Annotated in this window: 20 protein-coding genes; 10 read left to right on the top strand and 10 right to left on the bottom strand. The window is 44.4% G+C overall.

Annotation, left to right across the window (positions count from 1 at the left end; all coding sequences use genetic code 11):
• Nucleotides 1-10 precede the first annotated feature (10 nt).
• The 7 genes from R7Z41_RS13440 to R7Z41_RS13410 all read left to right on the top strand — a co-directional run bounded on the left by R7Z41_RS13440 (nucleotide 11) and on the right by R7Z41_RS13410 (nucleotide 6,160).
• Nucleotides 11-1,423 (top strand): FAD-dependent oxidoreductase, encoded by a 1,413-nt coding sequence (locus R7Z41_RS13440; protein ID WP_053304346.1) that lies wholly within the window; start codon nucleotides 11-13, stop codon nucleotides 1,421-1,423.
• 90 nt (nucleotides 1,424-1,513) lie between these two features.
• Nucleotides 1,514-1,942 carry a DUF1499 domain-containing protein gene (locus tag R7Z41_RS13435; RefSeq protein ID WP_065274183.1) on the top strand — a complete coding sequence of 143 codons (429 nt, stop codon included), beginning with the start codon at nucleotides 1,514-1,516 and terminating at the stop codon, nucleotides 1,940-1,942.
• Nucleotides 1,943-2,005: 63 nt separating this feature from the next.
• Nucleotides 2,006-2,701 (top strand): 5'-methylthioadenosine/S-adenosylhomocysteine nucleosidase, encoded by a 696-nt coding sequence (mtnN, locus tag R7Z41_RS13430; protein WP_005381837.1) that lies wholly within the window; start codon nucleotides 2,006-2,008, stop codon nucleotides 2,699-2,701.
• A gap of 11 nt (nucleotides 2,702-2,712) precedes the next feature.
• Complete coding sequence (locus tag R7Z41_RS13425; RefSeq protein ID WP_065274182.1) at nucleotides 2,713-3,666, top strand: cobalamin biosynthesis family protein; 954 nt, start codon at nucleotides 2,713-2,715, stop codon at nucleotides 3,664-3,666.
• Nucleotides 3,666-4,487, top strand: a complete 822-nt coding sequence (gene btuF / locus R7Z41_RS13420) for a vitamin B12 ABC transporter substrate-binding protein BtuF (protein WP_065274181.1) — start codon at nucleotides 3,666-3,668, stop codon at nucleotides 4,485-4,487. The genes R7Z41_RS13425 and btuF overlap by 1 nt, the downstream gene beginning before the upstream one ends.
• Before the next feature lie 69 nt (nucleotides 4,488-4,556).
• A complete protein-coding gene (locus R7Z41_RS13415; RefSeq protein WP_005387377.1) occupies nucleotides 4,557-5,177 on the top strand; it encodes a TRIC cation channel family protein in 621 nt (206 codons plus the stop codon).
• A gap of 128 nt (nucleotides 5,178-5,305) precedes the next feature.
• Nucleotides 5,306-6,160: a LysR family transcriptional regulator gene (locus R7Z41_RS13410; protein WP_065274180.1), complete on the top strand. Its 855-nt coding sequence runs from the start codon at nucleotides 5,306-5,308 to the stop codon at nucleotides 6,158-6,160.
• Here the strand turns inward: R7Z41_RS13410 and R7Z41_RS13405 are convergent.
• Nucleotides 6,102-6,881 carry a TSUP family transporter gene (locus tag R7Z41_RS13405; RefSeq protein WP_017821480.1) on the bottom strand — a complete coding sequence of 260 codons (780 nt, stop codon included), beginning with the start codon at nucleotides 6,879-6,881 and terminating at the stop codon, nucleotides 6,102-6,104. The two genes, R7Z41_RS13410 and R7Z41_RS13405, sit on opposite strands and share 59 nt — an antisense overlap.
• A gap of 304 nt (nucleotides 6,882-7,185) precedes the next feature.
• On the opposite strand from R7Z41_RS13405, the gene R7Z41_RS13400 reads away from it, so the two are divergent.
• Nucleotides 7,186-8,055: a hypothetical protein gene (locus R7Z41_RS13400; RefSeq protein ID WP_065274179.1), complete on the top strand. Its 870-nt coding sequence runs from the start codon at nucleotides 7,186-7,188 to the stop codon at nucleotides 8,053-8,055.
• Nucleotides 8,052-8,477 (top strand): hypothetical protein, encoded by a 426-nt coding sequence (locus R7Z41_RS13395; RefSeq protein ID WP_017633621.1) that lies wholly within the window; start codon nucleotides 8,052-8,054, stop codon nucleotides 8,475-8,477. Before R7Z41_RS13400 ends, R7Z41_RS13395 begins: the two co-directional genes overlap by 4 nt.
• A 323-nt stretch (nucleotides 8,478-8,800) precedes the next feature.
• Here R7Z41_RS13395 and carB read toward each other — a convergent pair whose 3' ends face one another.
• The 5 genes from carB to secA all read right to left on the bottom strand — a co-directional run bounded on the left by carB (nucleotide 8,801) and on the right by secA (nucleotide 17,875).
• Nucleotides 8,801-12,034, bottom strand: a complete 3,234-nt coding sequence (gene carB, locus R7Z41_RS13390; protein ID WP_005381854.1) for a carbamoyl-phosphate synthase large subunit — start codon at nucleotides 12,032-12,034, stop codon at nucleotides 8,801-8,803.
• A gap of 16 nt (nucleotides 12,035-12,050) precedes the next feature.
• A complete protein-coding gene (carA, locus tag R7Z41_RS13385) occupies nucleotides 12,051-13,190 on the bottom strand; it encodes a glutamine-hydrolyzing carbamoyl-phosphate synthase small subunit (protein WP_017821483.1) in 1,140 nt (379 codons plus the stop codon).
• 481 nt (nucleotides 13,191-13,671) lie between these two features.
• Nucleotides 13,672-14,481, bottom strand: coding sequence for a 4-hydroxy-tetrahydrodipicolinate reductase (gene dapB / locus R7Z41_RS13380; protein ID WP_065274178.1), 810 nt, complete (start codon nucleotides 14,479-14,481; stop codon nucleotides 13,672-13,674).
• Nucleotides 14,482-14,591: 110 nt separating this feature from the next.
• Nucleotides 14,592-14,990, bottom strand: coding sequence for an 8-oxo-dGTP diphosphatase MutT (gene mutT, locus R7Z41_RS13375; RefSeq protein ID WP_005387387.1), 399 nt, complete (start codon nucleotides 14,988-14,990; stop codon nucleotides 14,592-14,594).
• A gap of 155 nt (nucleotides 14,991-15,145) precedes the next feature.
• Nucleotides 15,146-17,875, bottom strand: coding sequence for a preprotein translocase subunit SecA (gene secA, locus R7Z41_RS13370; protein WP_005381868.1), 2,730 nt, complete (start codon nucleotides 17,873-17,875; stop codon nucleotides 15,146-15,148).
• A 407-nt stretch (nucleotides 17,876-18,282) separates the two neighbouring features.
• On the opposite strand from secA, the gene R7Z41_RS13365 reads away from it, so the two are divergent.
• Nucleotides 18,283-18,741, top strand: coding sequence for a DUF721 domain-containing protein (locus R7Z41_RS13365; protein WP_033906094.1), 459 nt, complete (start codon nucleotides 18,283-18,285; stop codon nucleotides 18,739-18,741).
• A 113-nt stretch (nucleotides 18,742-18,854) separates the two neighbouring features.
• Here the strand turns inward: R7Z41_RS13365 and lpxC are convergent, their stop codons facing one another.
• The 4 genes from lpxC to R7Z41_RS13345 all read right to left on the bottom strand — a co-directional run bounded on the left by lpxC (nucleotide 18,855) and on the right by R7Z41_RS13345 (nucleotide 23,180).
• Complete coding sequence (gene lpxC, locus R7Z41_RS13360; RefSeq protein ID WP_005381871.1) at nucleotides 18,855-19,772, bottom strand: UDP-3-O-acyl-N-acetylglucosamine deacetylase; 918 nt, start codon at nucleotides 19,770-19,772, stop codon at nucleotides 18,855-18,857.
• A gap of 101 nt (nucleotides 19,773-19,873) precedes the next feature.
• The gene (gene ftsZ, locus R7Z41_RS13355) at nucleotides 19,874-21,112 is read right to left on the bottom strand and encodes a cell division protein FtsZ (protein ID WP_017633617.1); all 1,239 of its coding nucleotides are present in this window, start codon (nucleotides 21,110-21,112) and stop codon (nucleotides 19,874-19,876) included.
• A gap of 30 nt (nucleotides 21,113-21,142) precedes the next feature.
• On the bottom strand, nucleotides 21,143-22,405 hold the full coding sequence (ftsA, locus tag R7Z41_RS13350) for a cell division protein FtsA (protein WP_005372946.1): 1,263 nt from the start codon (nucleotides 22,403-22,405) through the stop codon (nucleotides 21,143-21,145).
• Complete coding sequence (locus tag R7Z41_RS13345) at nucleotides 22,398-23,180, bottom strand: cell division protein FtsQ/DivIB (RefSeq protein WP_005387393.1); 783 nt, start codon at nucleotides 23,178-23,180, stop codon at nucleotides 22,398-22,400. Before R7Z41_RS13345 ends, ftsA begins: the two co-directional genes overlap by 8 nt.
• Nucleotides 23,181-23,182: the final 2 nt, after the last annotated feature.

Here is a 23,182-nt window from a genome sequence, read left to right as displayed (position 1 = left end):
TGTTTGAATCATGAGCCAGAACGTTTATCAATTTATCGATGTGCAGCGTGTAGATCCTGCGAAAAAGCCTATCAAAGTTCGTAAGATCGAGTTCGTTGAAATCTATGAACCGTTCACTAAACAACAGGCGACTGCACAAGCGGATCGCTGCTTAGATTGTGGCAACCCATATTGTGAATGGAAATGCCCAGTCCACAACTACATCCCTCAATGGTTAAAACTTGCCAATGAAGGTCGTATTCTTGAAGCGGTTGAACTATCGCATCAAACCAACAGCCTACCGGAAGTATGTGGGCGCGTTTGTCCTCAAGACCGCCTATGTGAAGGTTCATGCACGCTTAATGATGACTTTGGTGCCGTCACCATCGGTAACATAGAAAAGTACATTACCGACAAAGCGTTTGAAATGGGCTGGAAGCCAGATATGTCCAAGGTGGAGTGGACCGATAAAAAGGTCGCAATCATTGGAGCAGGCCCAGCTGGCTTGGCTGCCGCAGATATCCTAGTGCGCAATGGCGTTAAGCCCGTCGTGTTTGACCGCTACCCTGAAATTGGAGGCCTTCTGACCTTCGGCATTCCTTCATTCAAGCTTGAAAAAGGCGTGATGGAAAACCGCCGCCGTGTGTTCACTGAAATGGGCGTCGAGTTCCGCATGAACATGGAAGTAGGCAAAGATGTCCAAATGCAAGAGCTACTTGATGAATACGATGCTGTTTTCTTGGGCGTTGGCACCTATAAATACATGCGTGCAGGTCTAGATAATGAAGATGCGCCGGGTGTGTATGACGCGCTGCCATTTTTAGTTTCGAACACCTACAAAGTCATGGGTCTTGAGAGTAACCAACCCTTTATCGATATGGCAGGAAAGAAAGTCGTCGTACTGGGTGGTGGTGATACCGCAATGGACTGCGTTCGTACCTCAATTCGCCAAGGAGCCTCCAACGTAGTTTGTGCTTATCGTCGTGATGAGGCCAACATGCCAGGCTCTCGTCGCGAGGTAAAAAACGCAAAGGAAGAAGGCGTGAAGTTCATGTTCAACCTTCAGCCTTTGGGAGTTGAAGTGGATGCGTCAGGCAAAGTCTCGGGGGTCAAAGTGGTGAAAACCGCACTTGGTGAACCTGATGAAGCGGGTCGCCGACGTCCAGAGCCCGTTGAAGGCAGCGAGCACGTTCTACCAGCAGACGTTGTTATCATGGCGTTTGGTTTCCAGCCGCACAAAATGGACTGGTTAGCACCGTTTGATGTCGATTTGGATCAATGGGGTCGTATCAAAGCCCCAGCGAAGCAAGAGTTCCAGTTCCAGACCAGCAACGAAAAGATCTTCGCGGGTGGCGATGCGGTACGAGGTTCTGATCTTGTCGTAACCGCAATTGATGAAGGACGAAAAGCGGCAGAAGGCATTCTCGATTACCTCGAAGTTTAATCTCAGTTAACCTCACAAAAAGGGTCCTATTATTGGATCCTTTTTCTTTTGTATCCATATAATTAGAAGCAAATTATAAGAGTAAATACAATGAAAAAAGCCGCTCTCCTTTCCATTACTTTGCTCGGCTTAACCGCTTGTAGCCAAGGAGTCACAACCATGACGGATCGTTCTCAATCACCTTGTGGTGACAAACCAAACTGCGTCTCCACCCAAGACTCGCGAGAAAAATACAACCTAACGCCATTCATCTTAGTTGATTCAGTGAACATCGACGCTATTGAGCAAGTTGCGCTTGAACTGCCAGGCGCGAAAACCGCGGTGAAAGAAAGCAACTACCTTCGTATCGAGTGCACATCTAAAATCATGCGCTTCGTGGATGACCTCGAACTAAAAATAGCAGGAGACCAACTGATTGTGCGCTCGGAATCTCGTGTGGGCTACTCTGACTTTGGCGTAAACAGAAAGCGCGCCGATCAATTACGAGAAAAGCTCACTCAAGCTAAGCTCATCAAATAGAAAACTGCCAACGGGGAGTGCTATACTCTCGGCCAACTAAAATATTTACCTAAAGAGAGTGTTATGAAAGTTGGTATCATCGGTGCGATGGAACAAGAAGTGACCATCCTGAAGCAAGCAATTACAAACTGCAAAACTGTAAATAAAGCAGGTTGTACGTTTTTCTCTGGTCAAATTAACGATGTTGAAGTCGTCGTACTACAATCGGGCATCGGTAAAGTTGCAGCGGCAGTGGGCACGACAATCCTTCTTGATGAATACCAACCAGACGTTGTGATTAACACAGGGTCTGCTGGCGGTTTCGATTCAAGCTTAAACCTTGGCGATGTAGTTATCTCTACAGAAGTTCGTCATCACGATGCAGACGTAACCGCTTTTGGTTATGAAATTGGCCAAATGGCCGGTCAACCAGCTGCATTCAAAGCGGATGACAAGCTAATGGACTTAGCAGAAAAAGCCCTAGCACAAATGGAAAACACTCATGCGGTTCGCGGCCTAATTTGTACTGGCGATGCGTTTGTTTGTACTGCTGAGCGTCAAGAGTTTATTCGTAAACACTTCCCGTCAGTTATCGCTGTAGAAATGGAAGCATCTGCTATCGCTCAAACTTGTCACCAATTCAACACACCGTTTGTTGTTGTGCGTGCAATCTCTGATGTCGCTGATAAAGAATCACCAATGAGCTTTGATGAGTTCCTGCCTCTAGCAGCAAAAAGCTCTTCCGAAATGGTATTCAAAATGCTGGAACTCATTAAGTAAACGACTCATTCATGGAAGAAGTTTTTCAGTCATTTTATGCCAACGGTGCGCTCCTCATTATGTGGGGTGCACTGATCTTGCACCTTTTAGTGCCACTCCCCCATTCAGCGCACCCCATCACTTTATGGCGAAAGCTAGCAGAACAGCTAGCCAACAAAGTGAACAATAATCACAATTACTCACAGAGTGTAATCTCAGGCAGTCTTGCATTAGGCTTGATGCTGTTTCCTTGCTTGATATTACTGATTGCAATAAAGCCATTTGTTTGGCAAATCCCTTTATATGAACTGGTTCTATTGATCATTGCGCTAGACTGGCGTAACAGCGAAACGTTAACGAAACAGCTCGTAACTAGTATGTCTTCGGAAGACAAAGCTCAGTGTCGAGCATTACTAAGACCATATCTTAATCGCGATACTGGTAGCCTCTCGATCGTTGGCATAGGTAAAGCTGGCTCAGAAACCCTGATTATGGGATACAGCCGCAACGTGATCGGCGTGCTATTTTGGTACGCACTAACAGGTGGTATTGGTGCGTTAATGTATCGACTCACAACAGAATTAGCGCGAGTGTGGTCCCCTAGCCGACGCCAATATTTGCCCTTTGGTAAACCTGTGATTCAACTGGTTGCTACTCTGGATATTATTCCACTTCGTCTCTTTGCCATACTTTTAGCTGCCGGAAAGAATACAAGTAATGTGCTCTCTGGAATACAACAGCAAGCGAAGTCTTGGCCCTTACCAGGACCTAGCTGGGTGTTATGTACTATCGGACACAAACTACAACTGTCTTTATGCGGCCCTGCTATCTATCAAGGTGTGCGTGCAGAGCGCGCAAAAATCGGTGGGCGCATTGCGCCATCGGCTATTCACCTTTCACAAATACATACGCTGCTCGTTTGGCGCGTCCTGGCTTGGATCGCAATCCAAAGTTTGCTTTTAGGAATAATTTATCAAGGATTATGATGAATAAATTATGCTTCGCATTAACGCTGTTTGTTTCGACAGCGACCTTCGCTCAACCCGCTCAACGCATTATAAGTTTAGCTCCACATGCCACCGAAATTGCCTTTGCAGCAGGGCTAGGAGAGCAGCTTGTTGCTGTCAGCGAAATGAGCGATTATCCAGAACAGGCAAAGCAGCTAGAAAGAGTCTCAAATTATCAAGGAATTAAATTAGAGCGTATTATTGCTCTTCAGCCGGACTTAGTGATCGCTTGGCCAGCCGGAAACCCCGCTAAAGAGTTGGAGAAAATTAAACAGTTCGGTATTCCTATCTATTACTCCACTACAGGTTCATTAGAAGATATCGCCAACAATATTGAGCAACTCAGCCAATACAGCGAAACTCCACAAGTAGGAAAAAAGGCCGCTGAAGATTTTAGAACGCAGCTGAGTACACTAAAAGAACAGTACAACACGAACGAGAAAGTTAGTTACTTTTATCAGTTGAGTGAAAAGCCTATCATCACTGTCGCCGGAAAGAACTGGCCAAGTGAAGTCTTTACTTTTTGCGGTGGTGAGAACATTTTCGCCGCATCTAGCGCGCCTTATCCTCAAGTTAGCATCGAGCAAGTCATTACTCGCCAGCCAGAGGTTATTTTTACTTCTCGTCACGCAATGAGTAACGATAGTATGTGGGCTGAGTGGAGTAATGAGCTTCTTGCTCTTAAAAACAAACACATCTGGTCCCTAAACTCTGATTGGATTAACCGTCCCACACCACGCACATTGAACGCGATCAAGGAAGTGTGTGAGCACTTTAAAAGCGTTCGTCAAAAACGCTAACGATTTCGTGGCAAATACCGTACAATTTCCGCCCATTTTTTCTCACACTATTTAAAGGTACTAAGTAACATGGACTCCATGCTGCTTTATATGATCGATTTGTTCGGTACCGCTGTTTTCGCTATCTCTGGCGTATTACTGGCGGGCCGTTTAAAAATGGATCCATTCGGCGTTATCGTGCTCGGCAGTGTGACTGCTATAGGTGGCGGAACAATCCGAGACATGGCGCTTGGTGCCACTCCCGTATTTTGGATAACAGATACGACTTACTTATGGGTGATATTTGTTACGTGTCTACTAACCATGCTTGTTATTCGAAGACCCAAGCGACTCTCATGGTGGGTATTACCCGTTTGTGATGCCATCGGTCTCGCTGTATTTGTGGGAATAGGAGTAGAAAAGGCACTCGCCTACAATGCATCCGGGATGGTCGCGGTGATAATGGGGGTTATTACTGGCTGTGGCGGTGGCATTATACGAGACGTGCTGGCTCGCGAAGTTCCTATGGTATTAAGAAGTGAAGTCTATGCTACGGCATGTATTATTGGCGGCATCTTCCATACGATGGCGGTAAACATGGGTTATGACCACTCAACGGCTTTACTCGCTGGTGTAATCTCAACGCTCATTATACGCCTCGGTGCGATTCGTTGGCATCTATCCCTGCCAACTTTCGCCATTAACCGTTAAACACCAACAACATCACTCATTATGGAGTCGACCAAGTGTCGGCTCCTCTCATTTATGCTCATTTGATTCGCCAATTCTTGGGCAATTCGCTAAATTATCTCAACCATTCCTAACTTTCATTAATCATTATGTTGCTTGAAGGTATTGAAACGTTACTTGTCCTCAGTAAAGAAAAAACCATGAGCCGCACAGGCAGTCAACTCTATATTAGTCAATCTGCCGTGAGTAAACGTATTTCAAATCTAGAGAAGAAGTTAGGAAAAAAATTGATAGAGCCAAATGGTCGGCACATAAAGCTGACCTCCGATGGCCTTGCCCTCATAAACACAATAGAACCAACGTTCAATGAGTTAAGAGGTCAGATCTATGATCAACAACAAATAGAAGATACTTCTTTAATCAAAATGGACTGCTCTGAAACCTTAGTGGCGGGATACCTCAGCATGATCATGGCAGAACACTTTGCCCATGATCAGTACATACGAATATCGACCAATCATACGCCACGCATTATTGAGAATGTGAAATCAGGCAAAGCAACATTGGGATTTTGCGCTGGCTATCTACCACCTCATCATGGATTAATGAGCCTTCACCTCGCCGATGAACCTTTCTCAATTGTCAGTCGACATTCACTTTCACAACTACCTAAAGCTATTTTGACCAATGACCTAACTAACCCTGCCAACACATATCAACAAGCTATTTTATCCAAACACGGAATCGAACCTTTGATGGAAATGGATTCGTATACTGCGGCAGCACAACTGGCTTTGGGAGGTATGGCTCCCGCTTTAATCCCTAAATCTATCCTAACGACACTTAATATCACATCTAAGTTCTGCTATGACTTTGAAGAGCTAGATCAGTTAGTTCGACCAATACATATCTGCTTACGTCACAGCACATATCGTAGCGAACGAGTTAAAGCACTGACAGAATCCATTGCTGATGTTGTTGCCAAAGAAGCTTCGTTGCCATAAGCATCGACATCACTATAACTAGAGGACGAATCCATTTTTGCCCTTTACTTACCACGACCTTCGCCCCTAACTGAGCACCAAGAAAACCGCCAACAGCCATAGTTAAGCCAAGCTTCCACACTGGCAACCCAGCTAAGATAAAAAAGAGTAGTGCCGCAATGTTTGACGTGAAATTGAGGATTTTGGTTCTAGCTGTGGCTTCGACCAAAGAAAAGTGACCTAGTGCAACAAAACAAACAGTAAAAATAGATCCAGTCCCAGGGCCAAAAAAGCCATCATAGAAGCCAATCCCGCCACCAATGCATAGCGCAAACATCGCTTCAGATAACTTTGGTTCTCCATCGATTTTTCTCGTACTTGGCGCGAGTAAAAAATAGAGGGAAATGGCTATCAAAAGAACAGGGATCAAACTGGTGAGTACGCTAGCATCAATAAACTGCACAGCCTCGGCACCGATCGCTGCACCAATAAAAGTACAGAGTATCGCGAAACGCATTTCCTTTAGGCTGACAATACCGTTACGCACGAAATACCAGCTAGCAGAGAAACTGCCAAACGAACTTTGTAACTTATTGGTTGCTAGAGCTTGAGTCGGACTCAACCCCGCAGCCAAAAGCGCAGGGAGCGTAATGAGCCCTCCCCCACCAGCCATCGCATCAATAAAGCCTGCGGCAGTCGCAACCAAAAATAAGGCCAACAAAATCTCAACCGTGATTTCCACTACACTTCCTTTTTGAAGAGGTATCAAAGAGGAAGAAACGGTAGCACTTATTCACAAAACTACCAATGGAAAGTCAAGACACCAATCTATTCCTAATTTTCATAGAATTAATGCTTAAACTTGACTCCAAACTTTTATATAAAATTTAGTTGTCAGAAAGAATTGAATCACTGTCACAAATCTATTCCTGATAATGAGATCAAACGCTTACCTTTAAATATAAAACTAGACGAATATGAAAGATCTGTTCAGCATGTAGAGTTTACATTGTCAGCTCTCAAGGCCCGATATCTGAGGAAAATACATGACTAGCAACTACCCTTTATCACGACATCAATCCTCAAAAAATAGTGGTAGTATAAGCACCTACCCACTTTATAAATCAAACCATCAACATCGAAATCAAGAAACCATTATCTTATCTATCGAGAGCTTCGATATCGTTGTCAAGAACAATGTAAAAGATAAAGCGAAATTAGAACGTTGGGAAAAGATAAAGGGAATGTTTGAAAATACAGCAAACTATTATGCTACAGGACAGGACTTAGTTTTTATAACCAACTTATCAAACTATTTGTACGGAAATAATAGCTCTGTTATCGTTAAAAATTATTCTGGATCTCCACATATCATACTCACAGGCTCCCCTGCTATGCACTCAAAGCTTTCTGGATTAGGAAAATTTCTTCCCACTCCAACTGTGGCAAAGTTCGCTGTTGGACCAGAAGGGGCATTACAATCCATTAGAAGTGGGGGCATAATAACAATTATCTTAATATCCACATACAGAGTGATTGACTTTTTCCTCAATGACCGTCAAACCTTAGCCAAACTATTTGGTACTTTAGCTAGTGATATAATCACTATCGGGTTATCGTCAGCTGCAGCAGCTATATTTGTAAACTTTGCCGCAGCAGTGGGTGGCAGTGTTGTAACTTTAAGTGCTGGCCCATTATTAGGGGCTATTTTGATAAGCTCGGCTGTAGGTCTTTTATTGAATAGAGAAAATGATAAACGAGGTTTAACACAGAAGTTAATAGCCTCTATAGATATTTACTTAAAGCAAAGAGATATAGAAGCAAAGAGAAGAGCAAAAGAAGAATATAATGAGATTCAACGTAAAACTCAAAGTATGATTTTCTCGCAAGAAATACAGCGAGGTTTGTTACGATGAAAAAAGGGAGTTACGACCGAACGCAAGTGTTTTTTTATTTAATAATTTTATTAGCATCAGCAATATCACTGTTAATATATGGTTTTGATGGATTGTCAGACTTTTATCTTAACATCTATAATAATGAAAGTTATTCATCTTTTGATCAGGCTGATATTTTGATTATAGGCTCTAGTTTGATCTTATTTGAATGCTCTAGAATGTCCGTAAAAACATTAAAATCAAATAATTTCCTAACTAAAAGTGAGTTTAAAAGCTCTAGTAAGATATTCCTAACTATATCGGTAACTAGTTTTTTTCTTCTTTATCCCTCGCTACTAGCAGCAGATGTTTTTGCAAAAAGTAACGGATACTCTCTTGATACTGAAGAATCAACTTATAACTTAGTCTTAGAAAAAAGAACCTATCGAAGCACTCCATAGTTAGTATGTTTTTAAGCTCGACAGTGCTTATTTTAACTTTGTCTAATTACCTATCTGCTTAAAGAGTTATGGTCGGCTTAATACCTCAGTCCTACAGCATTAATTTTGTTGTAGCAAATGGTAGTACTATTTCTTCATCTTTGGGTACATTGCTTGCCATCATTAGCTTAATGATCTTCAAAAGCGAAGCATACCAATCGTTCCTAGCACACTTTAATGCTCTTCATTTTAGAAAAACCTCGATATAAAAAAGCCCGCTCAAATGAGCGGGCAATGAGGTTGTCATGTAAGCCCTGATTAATGAGCTTACTGATTTTTATCTGTTACGCGTCTAGACTCGCTTTCACTTTAGCGTGTAACTCTTGAACCGAAGTTACTGACGCTTTTGCGTCTGCAGTATGAGACATACATGTAGCGAACGCTGCATTCAGTGTCGTTGTGTAGTTCACTTTTTCTGCCAGTGCACCACGGCGTAGAACTTTCGAATCTTCAATCGCTTGACGACCAGCAGCCGTGTTTACGATGTAGGTGTATTCGTTGTTCTTGATGCGGTCAAGAATGTGTGGACGACCTTCGTGTACTTTGTTTACCAATCGTGGGTTAATACCCGCTTCGCCCAGAATTACAGCTGTACCGTGTGTCGCATCCAACTGGTAACCCAGTTTCACTAACTTAGAAGCTAGGTCAACAACACGCTCTTTATCACCTTCACGTACAGACAGTAGCGCACGACCACCTTCAGGATAAACCGCACCACAACCTAGCTCTGCTTTCGCGTAAGCTTCTGCGAACGTTGCACCCACACCCATTACTTCACCTGTTGAGCGCATTTCAGGGCCCAATAGAGGGTCAACACCAGGGAATTTGTTGAACGGCAGAACCACTTCTTTCACTGAGTAGTAAGGAGGGATAATCTCTTTAGTAAAGCCTTGTGACTCTAGAGATTGACCCGCCATTACACGTGCAGCGATTTTCGCTAGAGGAGCGCCTGTCGCTTTCGATACGAATGGTACCGTACGAGCAGCACGAGGGTTCACTTCAATTAGATAAACGTCGTTATCTTTCACAGCAAACTGCGTGTTCATCAAACCGCGCACACCGAGTTCGAATGCTAACTTCTCAACTTGCTCACGCATCTTGTCTTGAATTTCCTGACTTAGCGTGTATGCAGGCAGTGAACATGCAGAGTCACCAGAGTGAACACCCGCTTGTTCGATGTGCTCCATGATACCGCCGATAACGACGCGTTCACCGTCACAGATAGCATCAATATCAACTTCGGTTGCATCATCCAAGAAACGGTCTAGCAGAACTGGAGACTCGTTCGATACGCTTACTGCTTCGTTGAAGTAGCGACGCAGGTCTTGCTCGTCGTATACGATTTCCATCGCACGACCACCGAGTACATAAGATGGACGAACAACTAATGGGAAGCCAATTTCTTTCGATTTCTCAACCGCTTGCTCCATCGTTGTTACTGTCGCGTTTTCTGGCTGAAGTAGACCTAAACGGTCAACAGCAGCTTGGAAGCGTTCACGATCTTCCGCACGGTCGATAGCATCTGGGCTAGTACCAATGATTGGCACACCAGCCGCTTCTAGAGCACGAGCCAGTTTAAGTGGCGTTTGACCACCGTACTGAACAATCACACCTTTTGGTTTTTCAACGCGAGCGATAGACAGTACATCTTCCAGAGTTACTGGCTCGAAGTACAGACGATCAGACGTATCGTAGTCAGTAGATACCGTTTCTGGGTTACAGTTAACCATAATGGTTTCGTAACCGTCTTCACGCAGCGCAAGTGATGCATGAACACAACAGTAATCGAATTCGATACCTTGGCCGATACGGTTTGGACCGCCACCAAGAACCATGATCTTATCTTTGTCTGTTGGGTTTGCTTCACATTCTTCATCGTAAGATGAGTACATGTAAGCCGTGTCAGAAGAAAACTCTGCGGCACATGTATCCACACGTTTGTAAACCGGATGAATATCAAACTGCTCACGAGCACGGCGAATTTCACTTTCAGCGACACCAAGCAATTTAGACAAGCGAGCATCAGAGAAGCCTTTGCGTTTCATCTGACGAAGCACTTCTTTGGTCAAACCTGCGTAGCCGCCCGCCTTGACTTGTTCTTCGAGTTTTACAATTTCTTCGATTTGAACCAGGAACCAGCGGTCGATTTGAGTCAAGTTGAACACACCGTCGACTGACATACCCGCTCGGAATGCATCGGCGATGTACCAGATACGCTCTGCACCTGCTTCTTTAAGTTCGTGACGAATCTTAGTCAGTGCATCTGGCGCTTCCAGATCGACCATCTCATCAAAACCAGTTGCGCCAACTTCTAGGCCACGCAGTGCTTTGTGAAGAGATTCTTGTTGGTTACGACCAATCGCCATTACCTCACCAACCGATTTCATCTGAGTTGTCAGACGATCGTTTGCACCAGCAAATTTCTCGAAGTTAAAGCGAGGGATCTTAGTTACGACGTAGTCGATAGTTGGTTCAAATGACGCAGGTGTTGCACCACCTGTGATGTCGTTTTGTAGTTCGTCTAGCGTAAAGCCAACAGCCAGTTTCGCGGCAATTTTCGCGATTGGGAAGCCTGTTGCTTTTGATGCTAGCGCAGAAGAGCGAGATACACGCGGGTTCATCTCGATGATGACCATACGACCATCTTTCGGGTTGATACCAAACTGTACGTTTGAACCACCTGTTTCAACACCAATCTCACGTAGAACGGCTAGCGATGCATTACGCATAAGCTGGTATTCTTTGTCAGTCAGTGTTTGTGCTGGAGCAACCGTGATTGAGTCACCCGTATGGATGCCCATTGGGTCAAAGTTCTCGATTGAACATACGATGATACAGTTGTCCGCTTTGTCACGAACGACTTCCATTTCGTACTCTTTCCAACCGATGAGTGACTCATCGATAAGAAGTTCGTTGGTCGGAGATAAGTCCAGACCGCGACGACAGATTTCTTCGAACTCTTCTTTGTTGTACGCGATACCACCACCAGTGCCACCCATGGTGAACGATGGACGAATGATACAAGGGAAGCCAACCATATCTAAAACTTTGTAAGCTTCTTCCATGCTCTTCGCTGTATCTGCGCGAGGACACTCAAGGCCGATAGACTTCATCGCTTTATCAAAACGAGAACGGTCTTCCGCTTTGTCGATTGCATCAGCCGTTGCACCAATCATCTCTACGCCAAACTCTGCGAGAACGCCGTGCTTCTCTAAATCTAACGCACAGTTAAGTGCTGTCTGACCACCCATGGTTGGCAGTACCGCGTCTGGGCGTTCTTTCTCGATGATCTTGCGAACAACTTCCCACTGGATTGGCTCGATGTATGTCGCATCTGCCATTTCAGGGTCAGTCATGATGGTCGCAGGGTTAGAGTTAACTAGGATAACTCGGTAGCCTTCTTCACGAAGAGCTTTACACGCTTGTGCGCCAGAGTAGTCAAACTCACATGCCTGACCGATAACAATCGGACCAGCACCAAGAATTAGAATACTTTGAATGTCAGTACGTTTTGGCATTATCTACTACTCCGAATTAAGCGCTGTGTTTTTTGATTAGTTCGATAAAGTGGTCAAATAGAGGTGCCGCGTCATGTGGACCAGGGCTCGCTTCTGGGTGACCTTGGAAGCTAAATGCTGGCTTGTCTGTGCGGTGGATACCTTGCAAAGAGCCATCAAATAGCGATACGTGAGTAGCACGTAAGTTTTCCGGTAATGTTGCTTCATCTGCCGCAAAGCCGTGGTTTTGCGAAGTGATCATCACAACGTTACGCTCTAAATCTTTTACTGGGTGGTTTGCACCGTGGTGACCAAACTTCATTTTCACCGTTTGCGCACCTGATGCTAGCGCCAGAATTTGGTGACCTAGACAAATACCAAAAATTGGCAGGCCTTTTTCTAGGAACACTTTGGTTGCTTCAATCGCGTAAGTACATGGTTCTGGGTCACCAGGGCCGTTCGATAAGAATACGCCATCTGGATTTAGTGCCAGAACTTCTTCCGCTGACGTTTCTGCAGGTACAACCGTTAAGCGGCAGCCGCGGTCAACCAACATTCGTAAGATGTTGCGTTTTGCGCCGAAGTCGTAAGCGACAACGTGGTATGGCAGCTCGCTGTCATCTTTCGCCTCTGGAAGTCCACCTTCAAGCGTCCACGAACCTTGCTTCCATTGATACGCTTCTTTTGTTGTAACTTCTTTCGCAAGGTCCATTCCTTTTAAGCCTGGGAATTCTTTTGCTTTCGCTAGTGCCAAAGCTTCGTCTAGGTTATTGCCCGCAACAATACAGCCGTTTTGAGCACCTTTTTCACGCAGGATACGAGTGAGCTTACGAGTATCGATATCAGCGATGCCAACGATATTTTGAGACTTAAGATAATCAGAGAGGGATTGTTCGTTACGGAAGTTAGAAGCGATTAGAGGAAGATCGCGAATCACAAGGCCTTGTGCATGAATGGAAGAGGATTCTTCATCTTCGGAAGTGGTTCCGGTATTGCCAATGTGAGGATAAGTGAGAGTGACGATTTGCTGAGAATAGGAAGGATCAGTGAGGATTTCTTGATACCCCGTCATCGAGGTATTAAAAACGACTTCACCAACGGAAAGACCATCTGCCCCTATGGACACTCCGCGGAACACTGTCCCATCTTCTAGGACCAACAGTGCTAATTTACCCAAGACAACCTCCAGAATAAAAATGCAAAAAAAATAAATCAAACTGCAAACATGCCTTCCTTTACCTATAAAATCTACATAAATAGGTATTTCAGACAAATTGGCGGTATTCTAAAGTTGGAGTCGAAACCTGTCAACCTACAATCAAAAATAAATGATTAATTTCTAGCGAGTAAGGTCATTTTGAATCAGTAAGGCCCAAAAAGATAACTTTTACATGCTATTACATAGAGAGGCATAGAGGTTTAATGAATTTTACAAATTTAAACTTTTTAGAGATCACAAAAAAGTATGAGTTTTTCACGCAAACGTTCACTCAACAAAAAAGACATTAGTTTTTAGACATCAAAACCCAAAACACCCACAAAACAACCAAAACAACAACAAAAGTAAGCACCAAAATACTTTCTGTTAGAATCATTTCATTTACAAACAATTCTATAGATATAAAAAAGCCGGCTACCGCCGGCGAATAATTATGTATTTAGAGATCATTCAATCCCAAAACATCTGTCATGGTATAAAAGCCCGCTGGTTTGGCACTCAACCAAACAGCGGCCTTGACGGCGCCATTAGCAAACGTCATACGATCGGTCGCTTTGTGCGTTATCTCCACTCGTTCCCCGATATCAGCAAACATGGCTGTGTGCTCACCGACAATATCGCCAGCGCGAATTGTAGCAAAGCCGATCTCATCTTTAGTACGTTCACCTGTGATACCTTCTCTCGCATAGACAGCTACATCATTCAGCTTGTTGCCCATCGCACCAGCAATGGCTTCGCCCATCCCGATAGCAGTACCAGAAGGAGCATCAACTTTATGACGATGATGTGCTTCGACAATCTCAACATCACAGTAGTCGCCCATCACTTTGGCTGCTTTCTCAAGAAGCTTAAATACTAGGTTCACACCAACAGAGTAGTTAGGAGCCATGACAACAGGCACTTGCTTAGCGGCTTCGTCAATCAGCTCACGCTCTGCATCACTGAAACCAGTCGTCCCAATCACAATACTCTTTCCATGCTTCTTACACAGTTCAAGATTCGCCAACGTACTTACTGGGGCAGTAAAATCGATGATTACATCAAAATTATCGACGTCTTTAGCAAGATCATCCGTTAAGAACACATCGAATTTGCCTTCACCACAAAGTTCACCGATATCGACACCGACAAGTGAGGACTCAGGTCGTTCTGATCCCGCGCTCACTGTCGCCTCTGGATTAAGGTGTGAAGCTTTAACCAAATTACGGCCCATTCGGCCTGCTGCTCCTGCGATTGCAATACGAACCATTGCGCTTTCTCTCCTTCTCTGGATAACGAGGTTTGCTCTCGTTCTCTCGTTTCGCTTAATCTGTTTAAACTAACAACATACCGTGGTTACCACAAGCAAGTTCATCAGGCTTAAGCAAACTCTTTTACGACACGCTCCAAGATAGGCACGTTCGCTTCAGGAAAGGCATAGTTACCCAATTCTCTTATCTCAACCCAGCGACCTTCTTGACCTTCTCGGCCGTAAGGCTCATTACTGAACTTAGATACCGTAATAAAATCAAACTTAAGTGATTTGTCTGGATAGTCATATTCCAAATGCTCGAAAAGGGCTTGCTCAGTAACTTCAATTCCTACTTCTTCTTCAAGTTCTCTTGCTAGAGCATGTTCAATACTTTCTCCTGACTCGACTTTCCCGCCGGGAAACTCCCAAAACCCGCCTTTATGCTTGTCGTCTGGACGCTTTGTAATAAAAATTTTTGATTTGTCTTGGTTAAAAATAATAGCCGCGACTATGTGAATTCTTTTCATAGGGGTTCCTAACTCTCAAGCCGTTACACTTCAACGGTCTTTGCATCTCTAAAACTATCCGATGCTATCAAAACTTATGAAATTCGACAGCCACAGAATTTGCTTAAAAAAAGAGCCGCCTAGGCGACTCTTTAAAAAATTATCTGACTAATACGTTAGTCGATTTTGCCGTGACACTGTTTATACTTCTTACCACTACCACAAGGGCAAGGCTCATTGCGACCTACTTTACGTTCATCACGTACCATTGGCTGACTTGAACCTTCTTCAGATTCTTCACCTTCAGAAAGAGGATTTTGTGCTGCTGCGTGTTGCGCTTGAGCACGACGAGCGGCCTCTTCAGCTTGCGCACGACGTTGCTCTTCCATACGTTCAACTTCTTCTTGTTGCTGAACTCGAACGCGAGATAGAACAGTAATCACATCGGTTTTCAGCGCTTCTAGTAGACCTTCAAACAGTTCAAACGATTCACGCTTGTATTCCTGTTTCGGGTTCTTCTGCGCATAGCCGCGTAAGTGAATACCCTGACGCAAGTGATCCATTGCTGCCAAGTGCTCTTTCCAAAGCGTATCCAACGTTTGAAGCATAACCGATTTCTCGAAGTTACGAAGTACTTGCGCACCCACCACTTCCTCTTTCTCTTTGTACACTTCAACGGCTAGATTGATGATCTTCTCGCGTAGCGCCTCTTCGTAAAGCTTATCGTCTTCTTCAAGCCATTGCTTCACTGGCGCATCAAGATCGAAGTCTGCTTTCAAGCGCTCTTGCAGACCTTCAACGTCCCACATATCTTCTAGTGATTGTGGCGGGATGTACTCATCAATAACCGCTGTTAGCACATCTTCACGGTTTTGCTCGATCATACCGCTGATGTCTTCAACGTTCATCAATTCGTCGCGCAGCTCGTAGACAACCTTACGCTGATCGTTCGCCACATCATCGTATTCTAGTAGCTGCTTACGGATATCAAAGTTACGACCTTCCACTTTACGCTGTGCTTTTTCAATTGAGCGAGAAAGCATTTTCGATTCAATTGCTTCACCTTCTTCCATACCACTTTGGATAAGGCTCGCCATACGATCAGAAGTGAAAATACGTAACAAAGAGTCTTCCATAGATAGGTAGAAGCGAGATGAACCCGCATCTCCTTGACGACCAGAACGACCACGTAGCTGGTTATCAATACGGCGAGATTCGTGGCGCTCAGTACCAATGATGTGTAGACCACCAGCATCTAGTACTTGATCATGTACCACTTTCCACTCTGCTTTAATCGCATCGATTTGTTCTTGAGTTGGGTTCTCCAAAGCTTCCACTTTTGATTGCCAACTACCGCCAAGCACAATGTCCGTACCACGACCGGCCATGTTGGTCGCGATAGTTACCGCACCAGGCATACCCGCTTCAGCAACAATTTCCGCTTCCTTTTCATGGAATTTCGCATTCAATACGTTGTGTTTGATCTTCGCTTTCTTCAATGCGTTAGAAAGAAGTTCTGATTTTTCAATCGATACTGTACCAACCAATGTTGGCTGACCTTTCGCAACGCGCTCTTTGATATCTTCAATGATTGCAGCAAACTTCTCAGCTTCGGTACGGTACACCACATCCGGCATATCGTTACGAATCATTGGTTTGTTGGTTGGGATAACCACCGTTTCCAAGCCATAAATAGATTGGAACTCAAACGCTTCAGTATCCGCAGTACCTGTCATACCAGACAGTTTTTCGTATAAGCGGAAGTAGTTCTGGAAGGTAATCGAAGCCAAAGTTTGGTTTTCGTTTTGAATCTTAACGCCTTCTTTCGCTTCTACTGCTTGGTGAAGACCTTCAGACCAACGACGACCTGGCATTGTACGACCAGTATGTTCATCAACAATTACTACTTCACCTTCGTCTGTAACGATGTAATCAACGTTGCGCTCAAACAACACATGAGCACGCAAAGCGGCATTCACGTGATGTAACATGCTGATGTTAGTCGGAGAGTAAAGTGTGTCACCCTCTTCCATAAGACCATTTTTCACCAATAGTTCTTCAACGTACTCTTGGCCCGTTTCTGTGAGGTATACTTGCTTTGATTTCTCATCAACAGTGTAGTGACCATCACCACGATATTCTTCAGAGTCTTCTTTGTCTTGCTTTTTAAGATGCGGGATCAAAAGGTTGATTCGGGTGTATAGCTCAGAGCTATCTTCAGCAGGACCAGAAATGATTAAAGGGGTACGAGCTTCATCAATTAGGATTGAGTCCACCTCATCGACAACTGCAAAGAAGCGTTCACGTTGTACGCGATCTTCGCTACGGAAAGCCATATTGTCACGAAGGTAGTCAAAACCAAATTCATTGTTCGTTCCGTACAAGATGTCAGCTTGGTACGCTTCTTTTTTCTCTTGAGGGGGCATGTTTGGCACGTTTACGCCAACAGTCATACCTAAAAATTCAAATAGAGGGCGGTTTGTCTCTGCATCACGTTTAGCTAGATAATCGTTCACTGTTACAATGTGAACGCCTTTACCAGCCAGGGCATTTAGGTAAGCAGGAAGCGTTGCCGTCAGCGTTTTACCTTCACCCGTACGCATTTCAGCGATTTGACCCGCATTTAGAACCATACCACCGATAAGCTGGACGTCGAAGTGGCGCATACCGTAGACACGCTTAGATGCTTCACGAACCGTAGCAAAAGCTTCTGGAAGTAGTTTATCAAGAGTTTCACCCTTCTCTAGGCGCTCACGGAATTCAACCGTCTTTGCTTTTAACTCTTCGTCACTTAGAGCTTCGAATGTTGGCTCAAAGTTATTAATTTCTTTTACAATTTTTCTAAGGCGGCGCAGTGTTCGGTCGTTGCGACTGCCAATCACTTTTGTCAGTAGCTTAGTTATCATTTTTCGTGAATCTCTCTTTATTCAGACCGTTCCCGATCTACTCATAATGCCTTCAGTCTCTGCCAGTTTGGAACTAAGAATACTGAGATAAATCATTTATCAAAGATATTGAGTTCAAACATCCATATTTCAAGGCTAAGTTTTGAAACAATGTGGCTTAGTGTAAGGATTTTTAATCGATACAACCATAAATAGACGTATTTGTTTGAAGCACTCTGAAGTTTTTACTTAAAGTGGTGACTGATTAGCCGATATTGCATACCGCAATATGTGTAATCCATCCAGAGCAAACTTTGCTTTTTACCTTGCTACATTGTAAAACTGAAGCTAAAGACGTTAATGTAAACTATACCTTGATAGAAAGCTGCTCTAGAATAGCTATATCTCAACAAAATTAGATTTTACCTATGCGTGATCACCGTCCAACCTCGACTGAAGATGTTATTGCTGAGTCACAGTTCAAGCAGATTCAAGAACATGCTGGAGAAATCTTACAGCTTAACCAAGCTTTGCAAGAGGTCTTACCCACGGGGACGGCCGATCATTGCCGAGTAGCGAATGTTCGTAACGGCCATCTATTGATCGATGTCTCTAGTGCCGCGATCAAAATGAAGATCGATTACGATCGCCTCATGATCCTAAATAAACTTCGTACTCAAGGCTTTGCCAAGCTGATGAGCGTTGAAGTGAGGATCAATCCTTCACTATATCGAAACCGCTTTCAACAAGACGACAGACCTAAGCGTCCACCACTAACCGAATCTGCAGCAAAGTCATTAATGACGATTGCCGACATGGCGCCACCGAAAATTCAAGAGCGTTTAAAACGATTAGCCGATATGGCAGAAAAGGAAGATCGTAAGTGAACGTTATTTCAATATGCTGAAAGCTTGAATGTTATTGATAAATCCAGGATTAAAGCCAAATAGCAAAAAACCAGGCATAAGCCTGGTTTTTTATTAATTCTAATGCCAAGTATTTACGCAAGCACCATATTTGGTTCTGCGAATGCTACTGGTGAGCCGACTTCTTCTTCGAATGTAGTCCACTCCCACGCTTCCTGATCTGCAAGAACAGCACGTAACAGTTGGTTATTTAAACCGTGGCCAGATTTAAAGGCACGGAATTCACCAATGATTGGGTGGCCACACATGTAAAGGTCACCAATCGCATCCAACACTTTGTGAGTCACAAACTCATTTTCAAAGCGTAGACCTTCTTCATTAAGAATACGGTAATCATCCAAAACGATAGCATTGTCAAAACTACCACCCAAAACTAGGTTTTGAGATTGTAGATATTCGATATCACGCATAAAGCCAAACGTACGTGCTCGAGAAATCTCACGAACAAAGCCTTTTGACGAGAAATCAAACAGCAAACGTTGCTCGTCTGATTCAATCGCTGGGTGATTAAACTCAATTTCGAAGTCCATACGGAAGCCGTTAAATGGTACAAATTCTGCCCATTTATCACCATCTTCAAAACGAACTGGCTTTTTGATGCGGATGAAGCGTTTTGGCGCATTTTGCGTTTCGATACCTGCTTGTTGTAGCAAGTATACAAATGGGCTTGCACTACCATCCATGATCGGAATTTCAGGTGCGTCTACTTCGACAACAATGTTATCGATGCCCATACCAGCAAGTGCCGCATTCAAGTGCTCAACAGTTGAAATACGCACACCTTCATCGTTTACCAATGCAGTACAAAGCATGGTGTCACGAACCGAAGCTGGATCAGCTGGAAAATCTACAGGTGGATTTACATCTGTACGACGGTAAATGATACCTGTATTTGCAGCAGCCGGGCGCAGAGTAAGTGTGACTTTACGACCAGAGTGGAGACCCACACCAGTTGTTTTCACTATTTCTTTCAGAGTACGTTGTCTGATCATCTGCTTGCCTCTCAAAAATTTGCTACAAAACACGGCCGTCTGTAACGTCGACCGTGAATGCTACCATAATTTTGAGCCATGTCAAATTTATGGGTTAAAGATTAATCAGCCTGACGACGCAAAAATGCCGGTATATCTAAATAACCACTTTCCTTTTCTTGCTTTGGAGCCGCAGAACTTTGGCTCGACGAAGCTGGAGAAGAAGGAGCAGTGTTTGTCGGCTGAGGAGTTACCTGTGGCTTCTCTTGCACTTGATTATTTTGCAAGGTCTGTGCCGGTTTTTCTTCAGCTTGCGTTGCCGCTGCTTGTTGCTGTGGTTGAGCTTGCGGCGTCGGTGCCACTTTAGCTTTACCACCCGCAACTAGCGTGATATCTGGCTTTTTCTCATTACCAATACCTGTCGCTACAACTGTTACGCGGATTTCGTCAGTCATATCAGGGTCTAGAGAAGTACCGATAACAACAGTCGCATTGTCAGAAGCGAATGCCTTCACTGTATTACCAACCGTCTCAAACTCGTCAAGACGCATATCCAGACCAGCAGTAATATTGACAAGAACACCACGAGCGCCCGCTAGATCGATGTCTTCCAGAAGTGGGCTAGAAATTGCCATTTCAGCCGCTTCTTCAGCACGGTCTTCACCTTTGGCGATGCCGCTACCCATCATTGCGTGACCCATTTCAGACATTACAGTTCTTACGTCCGCAAAGTCGACGTTGATCATGCCAGGGCGAGTAATTAGCTCAGCAATACCTTGAACGGCATTCTTAAGAACATCGTTAGCGCTTGCAAAAGCTTCTAGTAGTGTTACACCACGACCAAGTACTTTAAGTAGCTTTTCGTTTGGAATCGTGATCAAAGAGTCAACATGCTTAGACAGCTCATCGATACCTTGCTCAGCAAATGCCAAACGCTTTTTACCTTCAAAACTAAACGGTTTAGTTACTACCGCTACTGTTAGAATGCCAAGCTCTTTAGCCACTTCAGCAATAACAGGCGCTGCACCAGTACCGGTACCGCCACCCATACCAGCTGCGATAAACACCATATCGGCGCCAGTCAGGGAATCTTTAATTCGATCTCTGTCTTCGAGAGCTGCGTCACGGCCAACCTGTGGATTAGCACCTGCACCCAGACCTTTAGTGATATCACCACCGATCTGAATAACATTGCCAACGCTTGTCTTACGAAGTGCTTGCGCATCAGTGTTGACGCTGATGAATTCCACACCTTCGATGGATTCACGCACCATGTGTTCAACGGCGTTACCACCGCCGCCACCAACCCCAACGACCTTGATTACTGCATCGTCAGACATTTCCATCATCGGTTCAAACATGTGTTGTCTCCGTTTATCCTGCAACTCAGGTTAAAACTCTTTTTGTATCCAGTTACGCAATTTATCGAAAAAGCCAGTTACAGATGAGCGTTTAGGTTCATTATAATCGCTATCGTCGCTAGACTGCATGTCTCTTGCGTAATGAAGTAATCCAACTGCCGTAGAATGGTACGGCTCTTTTACATAGTCAGTTAATCCGCTGACTTCGAGCGGTTTGCCGACCCTTACTTGATTGCGGAATACGCGTTCCGCACATTCTACCACTCCGTCCATTTGCGCAGCACCGCCGGTGAGTACAACTCCCGCAGCCAGATGGTGCTTGATACCCTCTTCGCGCAATTTTGCTTGTACAGAGTCGATAGTTTGGTTAACCAGTCCCATAAGCTCAGAGTAGCGTGGCTCAATCACTTCTGACAACGTTTGACGTTGCAGGCTACGTGATGGTCGTCCACCTACGCTTGGTACATTAACCGTGTCATCCTTACTGACCAGTTCACTCAAAGCACAGCCATATTTGACTTTTATTTCTTCAGCATCGCTCACTGGCGTGCCAAAAGCAAAAGCAATATCACTGGTTACAGCATTTCCTGCGTACGAAAATACTTCTGTGTGACGTAACGCACCGCCAGTCCAGATGGCCACATCCATCGTGCCGGCGCCAATATCAACCACACAAACTCCAAGCTCTCTTTCATCCTCGGTGATTACTGCATTACTAGCAGCAAGCCCAGAAAATACGAGTTGTTCTACTTTAAGGCCGCAGCGTTCTACCGCCTTAATAATGTTGCGTGCCATGTCATTATGGCATGAGATAAGGTGGACACTCACTTCCATTCTTACCCCAGATAAACCAAGCGGATTTTTGATTCCTTCTTGGTAATCAATGGTGAACTCTTGCGGGATCACATGAAGAATTCGCTGTTCATCACCGATTTTAATCGATTTTGCGGTATGGATAGCGCGATCCATGTCTTCTTGAGACACCTCTTCATCAGAAATCGTGCCCATACCTTTTTCAATTCGGCTTGCGATATGCTTACCAGACAACGAAATGAAGACTCGGCTGATCTGGCACTCTGCCATTAATTCAGCTTGATCAATTGCACGTTGTACTGATTTTACAACCGACTCCAAATCATTCACGCCACCTTTATCCATGCCGCGTGAGGGGCTACTACCTGCGCCAATAATATTAATTTGACCGTCTGGTAAAACCTCACCCACTAGAGCCGATACGGTTGCAGTGCCTATATCAAGACCAACAATAATGTTGTCATCAGCGGCCTTAGTCATCTGTACTCTCTTCTAACTCTTGTTCAGGAAACCAACCAACTGCGGCTCCTGTATCGTACCTAAGATCGATATAACTGATTCTTTGCGTGTCACTGCCAAGCTTGTTATAGAGCTTAAAAAAGCGCTCTATACGCTCAAGAAGAGACTCTTTACCGAGCTCTAATCGAATACCGTTATCAAGGATGATTTGCCAAGCTCGTCGCTCGTTTAATACCAGAGACGATATCGCTAAACCCAATTGCTGAAACTTAGGACTCAAATCACGGTAAGTCTGTAAGACTTCCGGTCCGCTATCTTTGGGTCCGTACAGCTTCACTTTTTCTTCTTGCAACAGAGCAACATCTCCATCAAAAACGAACCCGTTTTTATCTAACAGTTCGTTGCCATTCCAAATGGCTTCTGGTTGATGCTCCGTCAAAAAAACTTTTACTGTATCCGGCCACTGCTTTCGGATTGCGGCATGCGCTACCCATGGCAGAGCTTCGACACTTTGCTGTAATACATCAATATCCTGAGACATAAATGTACCGATGTGATCAATTCGACTAAATGCAGCCTGCACATCGTCAGCTTGGACATACTCCAGTTTCCCCTGAAGTACTATTTTGGAGAGAGGTAACCTTTGGTCATCCCACATCCAACTGATCGCCGCGTACAAAACAGAACTAATTAAAGTCACAACCACAACGAAAAATAACGCACCCAAGATTTTTTCTTGGCGACCACGGTTGTTACCCGTGTTTGGTCGCTCGTCATTCAGTGCAATATTCAACAACG

The organism is Vibrio sp. 1457, from assembly GCF_033340195.1.
In the GTDB taxonomy this organism is placed as follows: Bacteria; Pseudomonadota; Gammaproteobacteria; order Enterobacterales; family Vibrionaceae; genus Vibrio; species Vibrio alginolyticus.
This window is presented reverse-complemented; position numbering and strand designations above follow the sequence as displayed.